The following is an 18160-nucleotide window of genomic DNA, read 5'->3' as shown; positions in this document are numbered from 1 at the left end:
CGAATTTTATTATTGATCCTTAAAGGAGTGCGGCACATGTCAAAAGGGCATTCGCTACAAGACCCTTACTTGAATACTTTACGTAAAGAGAAAGTTGGGGTTTCCATCTACCTGGTCAACGGTATCAAGCTGCAAGGCACGATCGAGTCGTTCGACCAGTTCGTGATCCTGCTGAAAAACACCGTCAGCCAGATGGTTTACAAGCACGCTATCTCGACAGTCGTTCCAGTTCGTCCAATCCGTCTGCCTAGCGCAGCAGGTGATGAACAGGGTGACGCTGAGCCAGGTAACGCCTGATAGGAGTCTCCTTTGTTCTTTGAGCGCCACGGTGGTGGTGAGCGAGTAATCCTCGTTCACTTGGATGGACAGGACCCTGAGGCGCGCGAAGATCCGCAGGAGTTTCAGGAGTTGGCAAATTCGGCCGGCGCCGAGACCGTTGCGTTTTTTAACGTACCGCGTCATCGGCCAACCGCCAAATACCTGATTGGCAGCGGCAAGGTCGAGGAACTGCGCGACCTGGTTCACGCCGAAGAAGCCGATCTGGTGATCTTCAATCACACCCTCACGCCCAGTCAGGAACGTAACCTCGAACGTGTTTTCGAGTGTCGCGTGATCGACCGCACCGGTCTGATTCTCGATATTTTCGCCCAGCGCGCCCGTACCCATGAAGGCAAGCTCCAGGTAGAACTGGCCCAGCTTGACCACATGAGCACCCGGCTGGTGCGTGGCTGGACTCACCTTGAACGTCAGGGTGGTGGCATCGGCATGCGCGGCCCGGGTGAAACCCAGCTGGAAACCGACCGTCGTCTGCTGCGGGTGCGCCTGCGCCAGATCAAGGGCCGCCTGGAAAAAGTACGCAGCCAGCGCGAACAATCACGCCGTGGTCGCTCGCGTGCGGATATCCCTACCGTGTCTCTGGTGGGCTATACCAACGCCGGCAAATCCACGCTGTTCAACAACGTGACGAAATCGGACGTGTACGCGGCCGACCAACTGTTCGCCACCCTCGACCCGACCTTGCGCCGTCTGGATATCGACGACCTGGGGCCGATTGTCCTGGCCGATACCGTAGGTTTCATTCGTCATCTGCCCCACAAGCTGGTCGAAGCATTTCGGTCTACGCTCGAAGAGTCGAGCAATTCCGACCTGCTGTTGCACGTGATCGATGCGGCCGAACCGGATCGCATGCTGCAGATCGAGCAGGTGATGGTGGTGCTGGGCGAGATTGGTGCACAAGACTTGCCGATCCTCGAGGTCTATAACAAACTCGATTTGCTTGAGGGTGTCGAGCCGCAAATCCAGCGCGATGAAGACGGCAAGCCCCAGCGGGTTTGGCTGTCGGCACGCGATGGCAGTGGCCTGGAGTTGCTTGAACAGGCGATTGCCGAGCTATTGGGCAGCGATTTGTTTGTCGGCACCTTGCGCTTGCCGCAACGTTTTGCTCGACTGCGTGCACAGTTTTTCGAACTGGGCGCCGTACAGAAAGAAGAATACGACGAAGAAGGTGTCAGCTTGCTGGCCGTTCGATTGCCGCGCTCGGAGCTGAATCGGCTGGTCAGCCGTGAAGGTGTGGTACCGACAGAGTTCATCGAACAACACACTTTGCAATAAAAGCCTCCGAAAGCGGTTGTGCCGCAGTAGCAGGCATTCTGTAGCATTGGTCGGCGCGCCGTGGGTGCGTCTTTGCTTTATCAGATGGAGAGCGCTATGGCTTGGAATGAGCCGGGTGGCAACTCGAATAATCAGGATCCTTGGGGTGGTAAACGCCGCAATAATGGCGACCGCAAGGGGCCACCAGATCTCGACGAGGCCTTCCGAAAGCTGCAGGAAAGCCTGAATGGGTTGTTCGGTGGTGGAAAAAAACGTGGTGGCGGTGACGACGGCGGTCGCACAAGCAAGGGCGGCGGCTATGGCCTGCTGGGCCTCGGGCTTGTCGTGCTCGCAGCCGTGTGGCTGTACAGCGCCGTGTACGTAGTCGACGAGCAGGAGCAAGCCGTGGTGCTGCGCTTCGGCAAGTACTACGAGACTGTCGGGCCAGGCCTGAACATCTATTTCCCGCCGATCGACAAGAAGTACATGGAGAACGTCACGCGTGAGCGTGCCTATACCAAGCAGGGCCAGATGCTGACCGAAGACGAGAACATCGTCGAAGTGCCGCTGACCGTGCAGTACAAGATCAGCAACCTGCAGGACTTCGTGCTGAACGTTGATCAGCCGGAAATCAGCCTGCAACATGCTACCGAAAGCGCCCTGCGCCACGTGGTGGGTTCCACCGCCATGGACCAGGTGCTGACCGAAGGTCGTGAATTGATGGCCAGCGAAATCAAGGAGCGCCTGCAACGGTTCCTCGATACCTATCGCACCGGCATCACGGTGACTCAGGTGAACGTACAGAGCGCAGCAGCACCGCGCGAAGTGCAGGAAGCCTTTGATGACGTGATCCGCGCCCGTGAAGACGAGCAGCGTTCGCGCAACCAGGCTGAAACCTACGCCAACGGCGTCGTGCCGGAAGCCCGTGGTCAGGCCCAGCGCATCCTTGAAGATGCCAACGGTTACCGCGACGAAGTGGTCTCCCGCGCCAAGGGTGAGGCGGATCGCTTTACCAAACTGGTTGCCGAGTACCGCAAGGCTCCGGAAGTCACGCGTGAGCGTCTGTACCTGGACACCATGCAGGAAGTCTTCAGCAACACCAGCAAGGTTCTCGTGACCGGCAGCAAGGGTGGGCAGAACAACCTGCTGTACCTGCCGCTGGACAAGATGATCGAAGGTGGTCGTAGTGGCACCAGCGCACCGTCCAGCAGCTCGAATGCCGCTGCCAACGAAGCGAGCGCCCGTGCGGCCGCTGACTTGCTGCAACAGCAAACACGTACCAGGGAGAGTCGTTGATGAGCAATAAATCGCTGACCGCCCTGATTGTGGGCGTCGTCGTGGTCATCGCTGCCTGGAACTGCTTCTACATCGTGTCTCAGACCGAGCGCGCGGTGTTGCTGCAATTCGGTCGTGTGGTGCAGGCGGATGTCCAGCCGGGCCTGCATGTGAAAGTCCCCTACGTGAACCAGGTGCGCAAGTTCGACGGCCGCCTGATGACCCTGGATGCACCGACACAACGCTTCCTGACCCTGGAAAAGAAAGCCGTGATGGTTGACGCCTACGCCAAGTGGCGCGTCAAGGATGCCGAGCGCTTCTACACCGCGACCTCCGGCCTCAAGCAGATTGCCGACGAGCGTTTGTCGCGCCGTCTGGAATCGGGCCTGCGTGACCAGTTTGGTAAACGCACCCTGCACGAGGTGGTATCCGGTGAACGTGATGCGCTGATGGCTGACATCACCCGTTCGCTGAACACGATGGCAGAAAAAGAGCTGGGCATCGAAGTCGTCGATGTTCGGGTCAAGGCCATCGACCTGCCGAAGGAAGTGAACCGCAGCGTGTTCGAGCGTATGAGCACCGAGCGTGAGCGTGAAGCCCGTGAGCATCGCGCCAAAGGTAACGAGCTGGCTGAAGGTATCCGTGCGGATGCCGACCGTCAGCGCCGTGTACTGCTGGCAGAGGCTTATCGCGAGTCTGAAGAGGCCCGTGGTGACGGCGACGCCCAAGCTGCGGCGATCTACGCCAAGGCTTACGGCCAGGACCAGGAGTTCTACGCGTTCTACCGTAGCCTGCGTGCCTACCGTGAAAGCTTCGCGAACAAAACCGACGTCATGGTGCTGGACCCAAGCAGCGACTTCTTCCGCTACCTGGAAAAGTCCAAGTAACCAAGCCTGTGACCTTAGGGCGCACTCCGTCGGGCGGCTAAAATGCCTGGCGGGGTGATCCTTTCAGAAAACGGGTGTATGATGCGGCAGCCGGGAAATTCCCGGCTTTTTTGCGTCTGCATGTTTGATTCGGCAGGCGCCACAGGTTTTTCGAGGAAAGTGCCCGACGAGGCCGCTGGCAGGCCGTTCGTCACGTCGCTCTTGCGCGTGGATTATGCAAAGCGTGGGTATTTTCTGCTTCACTCAAGGCTCGGCCGAGGGCTGGCCGCCCGGATCATAGGGGAATGGCGTAATGGCAACGGTAGACCGCTGGCTGCTGCCAGATGGCATCGAAGAAGTACTGCCACCAGAGGCTGCGCGCATTGAAGTAGCGCGTCGCCAGGTGTTGGATCTGTTCCAGAGCTGGGGTTACGAGTTTGTCGTGACCCCCCATATCGAGTACCTGGAATCCCTGCTGACCGGCGCGGGCCAGGACCTGGATCTGCGCACCTTCAAGGTCATCGACCCGCAATCGGGCCGGCAAATGGGTTTCCGTGCCGACATCACGCCGCAAGTGGCGCGCATTGATGCGCACACCCTGCGCCGCGAAGGCCCGAGCCGCCTGTGCTACGCCGGCAGCGTGCTGCATGCTCAGCCGCGTGCGTTGTCGTCGTCGCGCAGCCCGATCCAGTTGGGCGCCGAGTTGTATGGCGATGCCAGCCCGAGCAGCGACGTTGAAGTGATCAGCCTGATGCTGGCCATGCTGCAACTGGCCGATGTGCCGGATGTACACATGGACCTGGGTCACGTCGGTATCTACCGTGGCCTGGCCCGTGCGGCCGGTTTGTCCGGTGAAGTGGAGCAACAGTTGTTCGATGCCTTGCAGCGCAAGGCGATCGATGAAGTGATCGCCCTGACCGCAGGCGTGCCTGCGGACCTGGCCGACATGCTGCGTGCACTGGTGAACCTGTGCGGCGGTCGTGAAGTGCTGGTGGCTGCCCGTGAGCGCCTGGCCAATGCGCCGGCGCCGGTCCTGGCTGCGCTGGATGATGTGTTCGCGATTGCCGAGCAATTGTCGGCGCGCTTCCCCGAGTTGCCGCTGTATTTCGACCTGGGTGAGTTGCGCGGTTACCACTACCACACCGGTGTGGTGTTCGCCGTCTTTGTACCGGGTGTTGGCCAGGCCATCGCCCAGGGCGGTCGTTATGACGATATCGGCGCCGACTTCGGTCGCGCCCGTCCGGCGACTGGCTTTTCTACCGATTTGAAAACCCTGGTGACCCTGGGGCGTGCTGAGGTCGAGCTGCCGTCTGGTGGCATCTGGATGCCCGACAGTACGGACGCAGCACTCTGGCAGCAGGTTTGCCAGTTGCGCAGTGAGGGTCAGCGTGTTGTCCAGGCTTTGCCTGGGCAGCCATTGGCCGCCGCCCGTGAAGCGGACTGCGACCGGCAATTGATTCTGCAGAACGGGCTTTGGCAAGTATCGCCACTGGCTTCTTGAGTTTTCCTGCCGGCCATCGCCGGCACCAAGTTTGCGCGAATGAGGACAAGTGTTATGGGTAAGAATGTCGTAGTCCTGGGCACCCAATGGGGTGATGAGGGCAAAGGCAAGATCGTTGATCTGCTGACCGAACATGCTGCCGCCGTAGTGCGCTACCAAGGTGGCCACAACGCTGGCCACACCCTGGTCATCGATGGCGAAAAAACCGTCTTGCACCTGATCCCGTCGGGCGTGCTGCGCGAAGGCGTGCAGTGCCTGATCGGCAACGGTGTTGTGGTTGCACCTGACGCACTGTTGCGTGAGATAACCAAGCTGGAAGAGAAAGGCGTACCGGTGCGCGAGCGCCTGCGTATCAGCCCGTCCTGCCCGCTGATCCTGTCCTTCCACGTTGCGCTGGACCAGGCCCGTGAAAAGGCGCGTGGCGAGCTGAAGATCGGCACCACCGGTCGCGGCATCGGCCCGGCCTACGAAGACAAGGTTGCACGTCGTGGCCTGCGTGTGGGCGACCTGCTCAACATGCCGCGCTTTGAAGACAAGCTGCGTGAACTGGTGGATTACCACAACTTCATGCTGGTGGGTTACTACAAAGAGCCGGCCATCGAGTTCGAAAAGACTCTGGCCGAGTGCAAGGAATACGCTGAGCTGCTCAAGCCGCTGATGCTGGACGTGACGGCCGAGCTGCACGACCTGCGTCGCGCCGGCAAAGACATCATGTTCGAAGGCGCCCAGGGTTCGTTGCTCGACATCGACCACGGCACCTACCCGTACGTGACCAGCTCCAACACCACCGCTGGCGGCGTTGCGACCGGTTCGGGCGTTGGCCCGATGTTCCTGGACTACATCCTGGGCATCACCAAGGCTTACACCACGCGCGTGGGTTCGGGCCCGTTCCCGACTGAGCTGTTCGACGCAGTCGGCGCTCACCTGGCCAAGCAAGGTCACGAGTTCGGTGCCACCACCGGCCGTGCCCGTCGTTGCGGCTGGTTCGACGCCGTTATCCTGCGCCGCGCTATCGATGTGAACAGCATCTCGGGCATCTGCCTGACCAAGCTGGACGTTCTCGACGGCCTGGAAGCCATCAACATCTGCATCGGCTACAAAGATGCAGACGGCAAGGACGTTGCACCGACCGACGCTGACAGCTACGTCGGCCTGCAGCCTGTGTACGAAGAAGTGCCGGGCTGGACCGAATCGACCGTGGGCGCCAAGACCCTGGAAGAGCTGCCGGCCAACGCCCGTGCCTACATCAAGCGTGTTGAAGAGCTGATCGGCGCGCCGATCGACATTATTTCGACAGGCCCGGACCGCAACGAGACCATCGTTCTGCGTCACCCGTTCGCTTAATAAGCTGTTGATGTAAAAAGCAAAGGGCTCCTTCGGGAGCCCTTTTTTGTGGCTGGCTGGCAATCGGCACGACCCTTGCTACGGTTCTTTCTTTCGCGGTGCTATCAAATTAATGGCACCCGTGGTGGAGGGATTTACCGTGTCTGCCGTTCTCTCATTGTTACAAAGCCGGCTGTTGCGGCCGGTGTTCGTTACCCTAGGTATCGCTCTTTTGGTGCAAGTGCTGGTGGCCGTTGCCCTGACGCGAAGCACCGTGACGGCGTTGGAAGCGGATTTAAGCAACCGCCTGGGTGCCGACAGCCAGAAACTGTCAGGCGAATTGGCGCAAGCCGGCAAGGAAGTCACCTCGAGCCTGGACAGCTTGTCTTCGAGCACGCGCCAGCGTCTGACCGCAGGGCTTTCCACGCGCCTGCAAGAGGAGCAGAAGCAACTGCGTGCGACCCTGGAAAAAGACCTGCAGGACTCGGCCAATGACATGGCCCAACTGCTGGCGTCGGTGGCGCCCCGCGCCATGTGGGACAGCGACGTGCCGACACTGTCGGAGTTCGCCCGGCGCGCCCAGCGCAATCCCAACGTGTTGTTCGTGGTGTATGACGACGCGGCTGGCGAGCACCTGACCCGTTACCTCAACCGCGAAAACCCGATCAACCAGGCACTGTTGGACAAGGGCAAGGGCGACCGAGCCTTGGACAAGGTCCTGGATGCGGCTAAAAACGATCCTTCGGTGTTCTACGTCGAAGCCTCGATCAGCCCCAACGGCACCGAGATCGGCAAAGTCCGCATGGGCGTCTCGACCAAAGCGGTAGAGGCCGACCTGGCAGCGCTGGACAAGCGCTTTGCTGCCTTGATCGCCAGCAGTGATCAGTTGGTCGGTGACAGCCTCAAGGGCGCCGCCGCCGACAGCGCAGCGGCCATGGGTGCGCGCCTGCAATCGGCGCAAGCCACCGCCACCCAGATGACCGCCAATACCAGCAGCGCCGTACAGGACGCTGCGGGAGCGCTGCGCTGGCGCATCGGTATGGGGCTCGCCATTGTCGGGTTTGGCGTATTGCTGCTGATCGCCATCGTGCTGGGGCGCCGTGTGGTCAATCGGCTGAAGTTGTTGATTGCCGCCATGGACGACCTGGCGGCGGGCGAGGGCGACCTCACCAAGCGTGTGCAGATCAACAGCAAGGACGAAATCGGCGACATGGCCTCGGCGGTCAATCGCTTTGTGGATAAGTTGCAGCCGATCGTGCGTGAGGCCGGCGATGTAGCGCAGCGCACCGGCGTCGAAATCGGCGCCATGACCTTGCGCAATGCCGGGGCTGACAAGGCGGCCGGTTTGCAGCGCGACGAAGTTGCCGAAAGCCTGCGCGCGCTTTCGCAAATGGCCGACGAGGCCCAGGCCGAAAGCCATGCGATGCAGGCGGCGTTGCAGCAGGTGGTGGATATTCGCCAGGCCACTGATGAAAACTCACGGACCTCGGCGGAGGTCGGCAGCCTGATCGAGGCGCTCGCGGGGCAAGTGCAGGCCGGTTCCCAGGTGATCGAGCGGTTGGCGCAGCAAAGCGAGCAGATCGAAGTGGTGTTGACGGTAATCCACGGGATTGCCGAGCAGACCAACTTGCTGGCCCTGAATGCGGCGATTGAAGCGGCGCGTGCCGGTGAGACCGGGCGAGGTTTTGCGGTGGTGGCAGAAGAAGTGAGGGCGCTGGCGAGTAAAACCCAAAGCTCCACTGGGGATATCCAGGCGCATATCGTGGCGTTGCAGCAGGGCGCACGGGAAGCGGTGGAAACCATCGGCAAGGCCGGGCGTCAGGCGAATGAAGGGTTGTTGGTGCTGCGCGACAGTGTGCGCTTGCAACAGTCGGTGCAGGCTTCGGTGGAGCAAGTGCATGCGGCGATTGGCCTGGCGACGCGTGCGGCCGAGCACCAGGCCCAGGGCGCGCATGCGGTGCGTGGGCGGGTCGAGGTGATCCATGCCCAGGCCGAGCGGGCCGCGCAGGCGGTGGTGGAAACCACGGCCAGTGGCAAGGTGCTGGATGGGTTGGCGGCGCAGTTGAAGGCGAGTTTGGGGCAGTTTCGGGCTTAGCGTCGTCTGCACCGGCCTCATCGCAGGCAAGCCAGCTCCCACATTCGATTGCATTCCAAAGTTGAAACTCGGTCAAATGTGGGAGCTGGCTTGCCTGCGATAGCGGTCTCAGCGGCTCAAATACATCCGCGTCGTCAGCAGATACACCGGCAACCCCGACACCAGAATCAACAACGCCGCATACGGCGCCGCCGCCGCAAACTCCACATTCGAGGTATGCGCCCACACGGCAGTCGCCAGGGTATTCAACCCCGTTGGGCTGAGCAGCAAGGTCGCCGTCAATTCCTTCATTGCATCCAGAAACACCAACGCAAACGCCGCCCCCAATGCCGGGAAAATAATCGGCAAGGTCACCCGGCAAAACGCGCTGAATGACGACGCGCCCAGCGTGCGTGCAGCTTCTTCCAGTTGCGGCGCAGCTTTGTTCAGTGCGGTTCGAATCGGCGCTTGAGCAAGCGGCAGAAACAACAGCGCATAAGCAATCAGTAGCAGCGCCGAGGTCTGATACAGCGCGGGCACATAGTGCAGCGCGAAGTACACCAGCGTCAGCGCAATCACCAGCCCCGGCAGGGCATGCAGCAGATAAGGCAGGCGCTCAGCCCAGATCGCCAACTGGCCTTTGTAGCGCACCACCAGCAGGCCGACCGGCACGGCCAATACCAGACAAAGCGCAGCGCCGCCCAAGGACAATGCCAGCGAAGACATCAATGCCTCGCCAATTTCGGCCGCCGGGAATGCCGCCGATGAACCCACCGCCAGCCAATAAGCGAGCATGCCCAACGGAATGCCGCTACCGATGACCGCCAGCGCCAGGCAATACAGCTGACCCACGGTCGACCATTTGCCCAGCTTGACCTGTTCAGCGTGCCGCGCCGCGCCCTGGCCGATGCGCACATGCCGGCCCTTGCCGCGCACCCGCAACTCCAGCCACAGCAGCGTCAGGCACATCACCAGCAGCACCGCCGAGAGCATCGCGGCATTGGCGTTGCTGAATTCCAGTTCGAACTGTTGGTAGATCGCGGTGGTAAAGGTTTGCAGGCCGATGATCGACAGTGCGCCGAATTCCACCAGCATATGCAGCGCGATCAGCAGCGCTCCGGCCAGCAGCGAAGGCCAGAGCAACGGCAGTGTAATTCGAAAAAATACGCCCCAGCGATTCAGCCCCAGCGTGCGGGCCGACTCTTCAAGGGATGGATCAAGATTGCGCAATGTCGCCGCCACCGGCAGAAACACCAGCGGATACTTGGACAGGGTCATCACCAGGATTGCCCCGCCCAGGCCCTCGAAGTTGGCGCTCAGCGAGACCCAGGTGAAGCTGCTGACAAACGCAGGCACTGCGAACGGCAGGCACAGGACCACGCCCCAGATGCGTCGCCCCGGCAGGTTGCTGCGCTCCAGTAGCCACGCCAGTGACAGGCCGATTACGCCGCACGCCACCGTCACCCCAACCATCAACGCCAGGGTGTTGCGCAGCAGTCCGAATACATACGGCCGCCACAGCAGGTGCACCGCCTCCGCCCAGCCCGCCTGCCAGGCCTTGGTGCCGACATATACCAGCGGCAGCAGGCTCAAGCCCACCAGAAACAGCACGGGCAACAGCAGCCAGATCGACGGGCGTTTGCGCCGGGGTATGAACCCGGCGGCGGAAAGCGATGGGTTCATCAGTTCAAGCCAACGTCACGTTCCAGGTCCAGGGCTTCTTCGGCATTGCCAAGGTCGGCCGGGGTGACTTTCGGCGGCTGCAGCTCGCTGAATGGCTTGAGGCCACGATTGGATTGCATGCCCTTGCGCAGCGGGTATTCGGCCGAGGTGTTGGTGATCACACGCTGGCCTTCTTCGCTGGCCATGAAGGCGAGCAACTGCTGAGCTTCTTTGGGATGTTTGCTGGATTTCAGCGCGGCAGCGGAAGACACGGTGATCAGGCCACCGGCGTCGCCATCGGTGAAGTAGTGCAATTGCGAATCCAGGTTGGTTTTTTCTTTTTTCAGGGCGAACCAGTAGTAGTTGTTCACCAGCACGGTGGCGACTTCGCCGTTTTCCACGGCCTTGAGGGCGACCATGTTGTTGCTGTACACCTTGCCGAAGGCGCGCAGGCCGGTCAGCCATTCTTCAGCCGCTTCGCGCCCGTGCAGCTTGATGATTGCTACCGCTTGCTCCTGGAAGGCGCCGCTGGTGGGCACAAAGCCGACTTTGCCTTGCCACTCGGGGCCGGCGAAATCGAGCACCGATTTGGGCAGGTCTTTTTCGGCGATCAGTTTGGGGTTGAAGGCCACGACGCGGGTGCGAGCGGTTACGCCCATCCAGTCACCGTTGCTGCCGACGTAATCCTTGGGTAACACGTCCAGCGTGCTCGCATCAATTTTGGCCAGCAGGCCTTGCTCGCCGAGTTTGTTCAGCGGCGGCGACTCTTCGGTGTAGATCACATCGGCAGGGGAGCGCTCGCCTTCTTCCACGACCTGGCTGGCGAGCTGGTTGCTGCTGCCTTTGCGCACATTGACGTGAATGCCGGTCTTGGCTTCGAAGGCCTTGGCGAGTTCATCGCCGACTTCTTTGTGCTGGCCGTTGTACAGGGTCAGGGAAACCTTGTCGGCGGAGTAGGCGGTGGGCGAGAGTAGGGTCAAGCCGAGCAGGGTGAGGGTCAGGCCACGCAGAAGGGATGTCTTGAGACGGTTATCGCGGATCATCATCCGAAGTGTTCCTCGCTTGTATGCAACAAATCATTGCAAGGATAAACGATAAAACTTCTCAAGTGCGCACGAGGGGAGAATCCTTGGGGAAGTTTTCAAACCCCGGAAACGAAAAAACCCGCTTTCGCGGGTTTGATCTGAATTTGGTGCCCAGGAGAAGACTCGAACTTCCACGACCTTGCGATCACCAGCACCTGAAGCTGGCGTGTCTACCAATTTCACCACCTGGGCATTATCAACAACGCTTGCGCCGTTGATGGAGCGAACTATACGGAGCGCTTTTAAAGACCCGTTTGGGCGGCGNGATCTGAATTTGGTGCCCAGGAGAAGACTCGAACTTCCACGACCTTGCGATCACCAGCACCTGAAGCTGGCGTGTCTACCAATTTCACCACCTGGGCATTATCAACAACGCTTGCGCCGTTGATGGAGCGAACTATACGGAGCGCTTTTAAATCTGTAAACCCCTGATATCAAAAATATAAATCAATATTCTTGTTAAAAATCAAAGGCCTGAAACGAAAAAACCCGCTTTCGCGGGTTTGATCTGAATTTGGTGCCCAGGAGAAGACTCGAACTTCCACGACCTTGCGATCACCAGCACCTGAAGCTGGCGATCTGAATTTGGTGCCCAGGAGAAGACTCGAACTTCCACGACCTTGCGATCACCAGCACCTGAAGCTGGCGTGTCTACCAATTTCACCACCTGGGCAACATCAACAACGTTGCCGTCGTCGATGGCGCGCACTATACGGAGACGCTTTTGAGCTGTAAAGCCCTGCCATGAAAAAAGCCTGGAAAATTTCGCCAATGGTCATGCAAGGTGCTTTCCGAGGGCGGCAAAGGCCTTTTAAACACTTGTCGACACCTGAAATTTCCCGTTTCAATACGCGTATGCCAAACTAACCCGCATATAGACAAGGTGAAAACTCTCTAATGGCCGATTGGCAGTCCCTCGATCCCGAGGCCGCTCGTGAAGCGGAAAAATATGAAAACCCTATTCCTAGCCGCGAACTGATCCTGGCGCATCTCGCCGATCGTGGTTCGCCTGCTAGCCGCGAGCAGCTGGTTGAAGAGTTCGGTCTGACCACCGAAGACCAGCTCGAAGCCCTGCGCCGCCGTTTGCGTGCCATGGAGCGCGATGCTCAATTGATCTACACCCGTCGTGGCACCTATGCGCCTGTGGATAAGCTCGACTTGATCCTGGGCCGCATCGCCGGCCATCGGGATGGCTTCGGCTTCCTGATCCCGGATGACGGCAGCGACGACCTGTTCATGAGCCCGGCGCAAATGCGCCTGGTATTCGACGGCGACCGTGCCCTGGCGCGCGTTTCCGGTCTGGACCGTCGTGGTCGCCGTGAAGGCGTGATCGTCGAAGTGGTGTCCCGTGCCCACGAGTCCATTGTTGGTCGTTACTTCGAAGAAGGCGGCATCGGCTTTGTGGTGCCGGATAACCCGAAGGTCCAGCAGGAAGTGCTGATCACCCCGGGCCGCAATGGCGCCGCCAAGGTTGGCCAGTTCGTCGAGGTGAAAATCACCCACTGGCCAACGGCGCGCTTCCAGCCACAGGGCGATATTGTTGAAGTGGTCGGCAACTACATGGCGCCGGGCATGGAAATCGACGTTGCGCTGCGCACCTACGATATCCCTCACGTCTGGCCCGAGGCTGTGCTCAAGGAAGCCGCCAAGCTCAAGCCGGAAGTGGAAGAGAAAGACAAGGAAAAACGCATCGACCTGCGCCATCTGCCGTTCGTCACTATCGACGGCGAAGATGCCCGCGACTTCGACGATGCGGTCTATTGCGAAGCCAAACCTGGCAAGCTGCGCCTGTTCTCCGGCGGCTGGAAGTTGTTCGTCGCGATTGCCGACGTGTCCAGCTACGTGAAGATCGGTTCGGCCCTGGACAACGAAGCCCAGGTGCGCGGCAACTCCGTGTACTTCCCTGAGCGCGTGATCCCGATGCTGCCTGAGCAGCTGTCCAACGGCCTGTGCTCCCTGAACCCGAAAGTCGACCGTTTGGCCATGGTGTGCGAGATGACCATCTCCAAAACCGGCGAAATGACCGACTACCAGTTCTACGAAGCGGTGATCCACTCCCAGGCGCGCCTGACCTACAACAAGGCCAGCACCATTCTGGAAGCACCTAAGACCAGCGAAGCCAAGGCTTTGCGTGGCGAATATGCCGACGTCGTGCCACACCTCAAGCAGCTTTACGCGCTGTACAAGGTGTTGCTGGGCGCACGTCATGTACGTGGCGCAATTGACTTTGAAACCCAGGAAACCCGGATTGTGTTCGGCTCCGAGCGCAAGATCGCGGCGATTACGCCGACGACGCGTAACGATGCGCACAAGCTGATCGAGGAATGCATGCTGGCGGCCAACGTGGCCACCGCAGAATTCCTCAAAAAGCACGAAATTCCTGCCCTGTACCGCGTGCACGACGGCCCGCCGCCGGAGCGCCTGGAAAAACTGCGCGCCTTCCTCGGCGAGCTCGGCCTGTCCCTGCACAAAGGCAAGGACGGCCCGACGCCGAAGGATTACCAGGCGTTGCTGGCCAGCATCAAGGACCGTCCGGATTACCACGTGATCCAGACGGTAATGCTGCGCTCCCTGAGCCAGGCGGTGTACAGCGCTGATAACCAGGGCCACTTCGGCCTGAATTACGAGGCGTACACCCACTTCACTTCGCCGATTCGTCGTTACCCGGACCTGCTCACGCACCGGGCGATTCGCAGTGTGATCCACTCCAAGCAGAACACCCCGCACGTCAAGCGCGCCGGTGCCATGACCATTCCGAAGGCACGGATCTATCCGTACGACGAAGCGGCCCTGGAACAGCTGGGCGAGCAGTGCTCGATGAGCGAGCGCCGCGCCGACGAAGCCACCCGTGACGTAGTGAACTGGCTCAAGTGCGAGTTCATGAAAGACCGCGTGGGCGAGTCGTTCCCAGGTGTGATCACTGCCGTGACCGGTTTTGGCCTGTTCGTCGAGCTGACCGACATCTACGTCGAAGGCCTGGTGCACGTCACCGCGCTGCCGGGTGACTACTACCACTTTGATCCTGTGCATCACCGCCTGGCGGGCGAGCGCACCGGTCGCAGCTTCCGCTTGGGCGACACCGTGGAAGTACAGGTCATGCGCGTCGACCTCGACGAGCGCAAGATCGACTTCGGCATGCCCGACAAGCCGACTGAAACACCGAATGGCCGTAAAAAACGTGGCAGCGAACCGACTGCGCCCGCGAGCAAAGGCAAGGGCGCACCTGCGAAAGCAGCTGCCGCCGAGCCTGCGCCAGCCAAGGCCGGTCGTCGTTCGTCCACCAAGGAAAAGGCCCCCGAGGCCTACCGCCCGAGCGATGCTGCGGCGAAAAACGCCGAAGTGCGCAAGAGCCGTGAGTTGAAGCAGCAGTTGCTCAGCGAAGCCAAAAGCGGTGGTAAAGCGGCGTCTGGGGGAAAGTCCCACGGGGCGGAAAAGCCGTCGAGCAAACCGAGTAAACACCGTAAAGGCCCGCCTAAAGCGGGCTCGGCCCCCGCGAAGAGTGGCGGGTCGCGCAAACCTAAGGCCAAGTCATGAGTCTGGAAAAAATCTACGGCGTGCACGCCGTAGAAGCACTGCTGCGTCATCACCCTAAACGCGTCAAGCAGGTGTGGTTGGCCGAAGGCCGCAGCGAGCCGCGTGTACAAGCGCTGGTCGAGCTGGCCACGCAAAACAAGGTTGCTATCGGCCAGGCCGAGCGCCGTGAGATGGACGTGTGGGTAGAAGGCGTTCACCAGGGCGTGGTTGCGGACGTAAGCCCGAGCCAGGTGTGGGGCGAAGCGATGCTCGACGAGCTGCTCGACCGTACCGAAGGCGCACCGCTGTTGCTGGTGCTGGACGGCGTGACCGACCCGCACAACCTCGGCGCTTGCCTGCGTTCGGCCGATGCTGCCGGTGCGCTGGCGGTGATCGTGCCTAAAGACAAGTCGGCAACCCTGACGCCGGTCGTGCGTAAAGTCGCGTGCGGCGCGGCGGAAGTGATTCCGCTGGTGGCCGTGACCAACCTGGCGCGCACGCTGGAGAAACTCCAGCAGCGCGGCCTGTGGGTGGTGGGCACGGCGGGCGAGGCCGAGGTCAGTATTTATGACCAGGACCTCACCGGCCCGACCATCCTGATCATGGGTGCCGAAGGCAAAGGCATGCGTCGCCTGACCCGCGAGCACTGCGATTACCTGGTGAAACTGCCGATGGCCGGTAGCGTCAGCAGCCTCAACGTGTCGGTTGCCACCGGCGTGTGCCTGTTCGAAGCCCAGCGCCAGCGTGGCGTCAAGGCCAAAGCCAAGAAATAAGGCTTAAGAGCGACGCAAGACCCTGTGGGAGCCGGGCTTGCCCGCGATGGCGGTGTGTCAGTCAGCAGAGATGTTGCCTGTGCCATTGTCATCGCAGGCAAGCCAGCTCCCACATTTGTTTGTGTTTGCCTTGATTCTGCGTTGTTCAAATAATCACCAATCACCTTGCGCCATTTCTCCCCCTTCTCTACAATTGCGCCCCTTGCCTTCCTGGCAGGCACCTATGTGCCTCCCTGCGGCAAGATCCATAAGTGTCATTCACTCCTTGTCTGACCGTTTTTGAGCGGCAGGCTACAACCCGTAAGGAGCATTCATGCGTCATTACGAAATCATCTTTTTGGTCCACCCGGATCAAAGCGAGCAAGTCGGCGGCATGGTTGAGCGTTACACCAAGCTGATCGAAGAAGACGGCGGCAAAATCCACCGTCTGGAAGATTGGGGCCGTCGTCAACTGGCCTACGCAATCAACAATGTTCACAAGGCTCACTACGTGATGCTGAACGTTGAGTGCACTGGCAAGGCCCTGGCCGAGCTGGAAGACAACTTCCGCTACAACGATGCAGTGATCCGTAACCTGGTCATCCGTCGCGAAGAAGCCGTTACCGGCCAATCCGAGATGCTCAAGGCTGAAGAAAACCGCAGTGAGCGCCGTGAGCGTCGCGACCGTCCTGAGCACGAAGGCGCTGAAAGCGCTGATAGTGATGACAGCGACAACAGCGATAACGCTGACGAGTAATCCACGGACCTTTTAAGGAGCCTATCAAATGGCACGTTTCTTCCGTCGTCGTAAATTCTGCCGCTTCACCGCTGAAGACGTGAAAGAGATCGATTACAAAGATCTCAACACTCTGAAAGCCTACGTATCCGAGACCGGCAAAATCGTTCCAAGCCGTATCACCGGTACCAAAGCACGTTATCAGCGTCAGCTGGCCACCGCTATCAAGCGCGCCCGCTTCCTGGCCCTGCTGGCCTACACCGACAGCCACGGCCGCTGAGACCGGGCAGTCGACAAGTAGTAAGGGATTGAATGCATGCGCGCCTTAGCTGAGTTCATCATGCGCGGTCGCGTGCAGGCCACTCTGGTAGTGGCCGGATGTGCGGCATTGCCGCTGCTTTATTGGTTGGGTGCTGCTGCAGGTTGCCTTGTGCTCCTGCGGCGCGGTTTGAAGGACGCCCTTGGCGTTCTTGCCCTGGGATTGTTGCCGGCCTTGATCTGGTGGCTTCAATTCGGTGATCCACGGGTACTTCTGGTACTGCTGGGGTCATCGAGCCTTGCGTTGGTTTTACGCGCAAGTGAGTCCTGGGTCCGCACGCTGCTGGTCAGCGTGGCATTGGGGTTGGTGTACTCAGTGATGCTTGGCGCGGCTTTCCGCCCGCAAATCGAAGCGCTGTCGCAAGAGATCGTCAAGATCCTGCCGATGGCCCTCGGGGATCTCTACCAGCAATTGTCGGTAGATGAGCGAGCGCGGTTTGCGTCACTGATTGCCCCGGTCCTGACCGGCCTGATTGCGGCATTGTTGCAGGTCGTCAGCGTGCTGAGCCTGATTGTTGGGCGTTATTGGCAAGCGTTGTTGTACAACCCGGGTGGTTTTGGTCGCGAATTTCGCAGTATCAGAATCCCAGCGGGGCCGGCGATGTTGCTGCTGGCGTGCATGGTTGTCGGGCCGAACTTCGGCCCACAGATGGCCTTGCTGGCGCCGATTTGCAGCGTACCGCTGGTGTTTGCCGGGCTGGCCCTGATGCATGGGCTGGTAGCGCGAAAGCGCCTGGCCAAGTTCTGGCTGGTGGGGTTGTACGTCACGATGTTGCTGTTTATGCAGCTGATCTATCCGTTACTCGTGGTTTTTGCCATTGTCGACGGCCTGATTGATTTTCGCGGTCGTCTGGCGTCGAAAGACGCCGATAACGCGAACGGTGAAGGTTAAAAGTTAGAGGATTTTCACATGCAACTGATCCTTCTGGAAAAAGTCGCCAACCTGGGCAACCTGGGCGACAAAGTGAACGTTAAGGCCGGTTACGGTCGTAACTACCTGCTGCCATACGGCAAAGCCACCGCTGCAACCGCTGCCAACCTGGCTGCGTTTGAAGAGCGTCGTGCTGAGCTGGAAAAAGCCGCAGCAGACAAAAAAGCTTCGGCCGAAACTCGCGCTGCCCAACTGGCTGAGCTGGAAGTGACTATCACTGCCACCGCCGGTGACGAAGGCAAGCTGTTCGGTTCGATCGGCACCCACGACATCGCTGATGCACTGACCGCCTCCGGCGTTGAAGTGCAGAAGAGCGAAGTTCGTCTGCCGAACGGCACCATCCGCAACGTAGGCGAATTCGACGTAGCCGTGCACCTGCACGCCGAAGTTGAAGCCACCGTACGCGTTGTAGTGGTAGCAGCTTAAGCAACACCTAACTGACTGGCACCTCGCGTGCCAGGCGGTTAACATCGGGCACGATCCTGTTTACAGGTCGTGCCTTTTGTTTTTCTACACACCCCTAATTCCAAGTGG

15 protein-coding genes and 3 tRNA genes are annotated in these 18160 nt (G+C 60.1%); 13 read left to right on the top strand and 5 right to left on the bottom strand.

What is annotated here, in order from left to right; translation table 11 throughout:
• Window positions 1-36: 36 nt before the first annotated feature.
• From hfq to ASE80_RS20290, 7 genes are all read left to right on the top strand, one after another.
• Complete coding sequence (gene hfq, locus ASE80_RS20320; RefSeq protein ID WP_003188059.1) at window positions 37-297, top strand: RNA chaperone Hfq; 261 nt, start codon at window positions 37-39, stop codon at window positions 295-297.
• A gap of 12 nt (window positions 298-309) precedes the next feature.
• Complete coding sequence (hflX, locus tag ASE80_RS20315) at window positions 310-1611, top strand: ribosome rescue GTPase HflX (protein WP_017138462.1); 1302 nt, start codon at window positions 310-312, stop codon at window positions 1609-1611.
• 96 nt (window positions 1612-1707) lie between these two features.
• Entirely contained in the window at window positions 1708-2886 is a 1179-nt protein-coding gene (gene hflK, locus ASE80_RS20310) for an FtsH protease activity modulator HflK (RefSeq protein ID WP_017138461.1), read from the top strand.
• A complete protein-coding gene (gene hflC, locus ASE80_RS20305) occupies window positions 2886-3752 on the top strand; it encodes a protease modulator HflC (protein ID WP_017138460.1) in 867 nt (288 codons plus the stop codon). Before hflK ends, hflC begins: the two co-directional genes overlap by 1 nt.
• A gap of 292 nt (window positions 3753-4044) precedes the next feature.
• On the top strand, window positions 4045-5232 hold the full coding sequence (locus tag ASE80_RS20300; RefSeq protein ID WP_017138459.1) for an ATP phosphoribosyltransferase regulatory subunit: 1188 nt from the start codon (window positions 4045-4047) through the stop codon (window positions 5230-5232).
• Between the two features lie 54 nt (window positions 5233-5286).
• Entirely contained in the window at window positions 5287-6576 is a 1290-nt protein-coding gene (locus tag ASE80_RS20295) for an adenylosuccinate synthase (RefSeq protein ID WP_056860526.1), read from the top strand.
• A gap of 139 nt (window positions 6577-6715) precedes the next feature.
• Window positions 6716-8650: a methyl-accepting chemotaxis protein gene (locus ASE80_RS20290; protein ID WP_056860525.1), complete on the top strand. Its 1935-nt coding sequence runs from the start codon at window positions 6716-6718 to the stop codon at window positions 8648-8650.
• A 108-nt stretch (window positions 8651-8758) separates the two neighbouring features.
• Here the strand turns inward: ASE80_RS20290 and ASE80_RS20285 are convergent, their stop codons facing one another.
• From ASE80_RS20285 to ASE80_RS20265, 5 genes are all read right to left on the bottom strand, one after another.
• Complete coding sequence (locus ASE80_RS20285; RefSeq protein WP_056860524.1) at window positions 8759-10312, bottom strand: ABC transporter permease; 1554 nt, start codon at window positions 10310-10312, stop codon at window positions 8759-8761.
• Entirely contained in the window at window positions 10312-11337 is a 1026-nt protein-coding gene (locus ASE80_RS20280) for an iron ABC transporter substrate-binding protein (protein WP_056860523.1), read from the bottom strand. The genes ASE80_RS20285 and ASE80_RS20280 overlap by 1 nt, the downstream gene beginning before the upstream one ends.
• A 144-nt stretch (window positions 11338-11481) precedes the next feature.
• Window positions 11482-11568, bottom strand: a tRNA-Leu gene (locus ASE80_RS20275).
• Between the two features lie 83 nt (window positions 11569-11651).
• Window positions 11652-11738 (bottom strand) — tRNA-Leu (locus tag ASE80_RS20270).
• 224 nt (window positions 11739-11962) lie between these two features.
• Window positions 11963-12049, bottom strand: a tRNA-Leu gene (locus ASE80_RS20265).
• Between the two features lie 224 nt (window positions 12050-12273).
• On the opposite strand from ASE80_RS20265, the gene rnr reads away from it, so the two are divergent.
• The 6 genes from rnr to rplI all read left to right on the top strand — a co-directional run bounded on the left by rnr (window position 12274) and on the right by rplI (window position 18052).
• Window positions 12274-14910 (top strand): ribonuclease R, encoded by a 2637-nt coding sequence (gene rnr / locus ASE80_RS20260; RefSeq protein ID WP_056860522.1) that lies wholly within the window; start codon window positions 12274-12276, stop codon window positions 14908-14910.
• Window positions 14907-15662, top strand: coding sequence for a 23S rRNA (guanosine(2251)-2'-O)-methyltransferase RlmB (gene rlmB, locus ASE80_RS20255; RefSeq protein WP_056860521.1), 756 nt, complete (start codon window positions 14907-14909; stop codon window positions 15660-15662). The genes rnr and rlmB overlap by 4 nt, the downstream gene beginning before the upstream one ends.
• Window positions 15663-15975: 313 nt before the next feature.
• Window positions 15976-16398: a 30S ribosomal protein S6 gene (gene rpsF / locus ASE80_RS20250; RefSeq protein WP_003217491.1), complete on the top strand. Its 423-nt coding sequence runs from the start codon at window positions 15976-15978 to the stop codon at window positions 16396-16398.
• A gap of 28 nt (window positions 16399-16426) precedes the next feature.
• Window positions 16427-16657, top strand: coding sequence for a 30S ribosomal protein S18 (gene rpsR, locus ASE80_RS20245; RefSeq protein WP_002551829.1), 231 nt, complete (start codon window positions 16427-16429; stop codon window positions 16655-16657).
• Between the two features lie 36 nt (window positions 16658-16693).
• The gene (locus tag ASE80_RS20240; protein WP_056860520.1) at window positions 16694-17587 is read left to right on the top strand and encodes a hypothetical protein; all 894 of its coding nucleotides are present in this window, start codon (window positions 16694-16696) and stop codon (window positions 17585-17587) included.
• Window positions 17588-17605: 18 nt separating this feature from the next.
• Window positions 17606-18052 carry a 50S ribosomal protein L9 gene (gene rplI / locus ASE80_RS20235; protein WP_003171376.1) on the top strand — a complete coding sequence of 149 codons (447 nt, stop codon included), beginning with the start codon at window positions 17606-17608 and terminating at the stop codon, window positions 18050-18052.
• Window positions 18053-18160 lie beyond the last annotated feature (108 nt).

This window comes from Pseudomonas sp. Leaf15 (assembly GCF_001421425.1).
In the GTDB taxonomy this organism is placed as follows: domain Bacteria; phylum Pseudomonadota; class Gammaproteobacteria; order Pseudomonadales; family Pseudomonadaceae; genus Aquipseudomonas; species Aquipseudomonas salomonii.
This window is presented reverse-complemented; position numbering and strand designations above follow the sequence as displayed.

What these genes read in the sequence shown, in the direction of transcription:
- hfq (WP_003188059.1), top strand. Translation starts at nt 37, where the DNA reads ATGTCAAAAGGGCATTCGCTACAAGACCCTTACTTGAATACTTTACGT.
- hflK (WP_017138461.1), top strand. Translation starts at nt 1,708, where the DNA reads ATGGCTTGGAATGAGCCGGGTGGCAACTCGAATAATCAGGATCCTTGG.
- hflC (WP_017138460.1), top strand. Translation starts at nt 2,886, where the DNA reads ATGAGCAATAAATCGCTGACCGCCCTGATTGTGGGCGTCGTCGTGGTC.
- ASE80_RS20300 (WP_017138459.1), top strand. Translation starts at nt 4,045, where the DNA reads ATGGCAACGGTAGACCGCTGGCTGCTGCCAGATGGCATCGAAGAAGTA.
- ASE80_RS20295 (WP_056860526.1), top strand. Translation starts at nt 5,287, where the DNA reads ATGGGTAAGAATGTCGTAGTCCTGGGCACCCAATGGGGTGATGAGGGC.
- ASE80_RS20285 (WP_056860524.1), bottom strand. Translation starts at nt 10,312, where the DNA reads ATGAACCCATCGCTTTCCGCCGCCGGGTTCATACCCCGGCGCAAACGC.
- ASE80_RS20280 (WP_056860523.1), bottom strand. Translation starts at nt 11,337, where the DNA reads ATGATGATCCGCGATAACCGTCTCAAGACATCCCTTCTGCGTGGCCTG.
- rnr (WP_056860522.1), top strand. Translation starts at nt 12,274, where the DNA reads ATGGCCGATTGGCAGTCCCTCGATCCCGAGGCCGCTCGTGAAGCGGAA.
- rlmB (WP_056860521.1), top strand. Translation starts at nt 14,907, where the DNA reads ATGAGTCTGGAAAAAATCTACGGCGTGCACGCCGTAGAAGCACTGCTG.
- rpsF (WP_003217491.1), top strand. Translation starts at nt 15,976, where the DNA reads ATGCGTCATTACGAAATCATCTTTTTGGTCCACCCGGATCAAAGCGAG.
- rpsR (WP_002551829.1), top strand. Translation starts at nt 16,427, where the DNA reads ATGGCACGTTTCTTCCGTCGTCGTAAATTCTGCCGCTTCACCGCTGAA.
- ASE80_RS20240 (WP_056860520.1), top strand. Translation starts at nt 16,694, where the DNA reads ATGCGCGCCTTAGCTGAGTTCATCATGCGCGGTCGCGTGCAGGCCACT.
- rplI (WP_003171376.1), top strand. Translation starts at nt 17,606, where the DNA reads ATGCAACTGATCCTTCTGGAAAAAGTCGCCAACCTGGGCAACCTGGGC.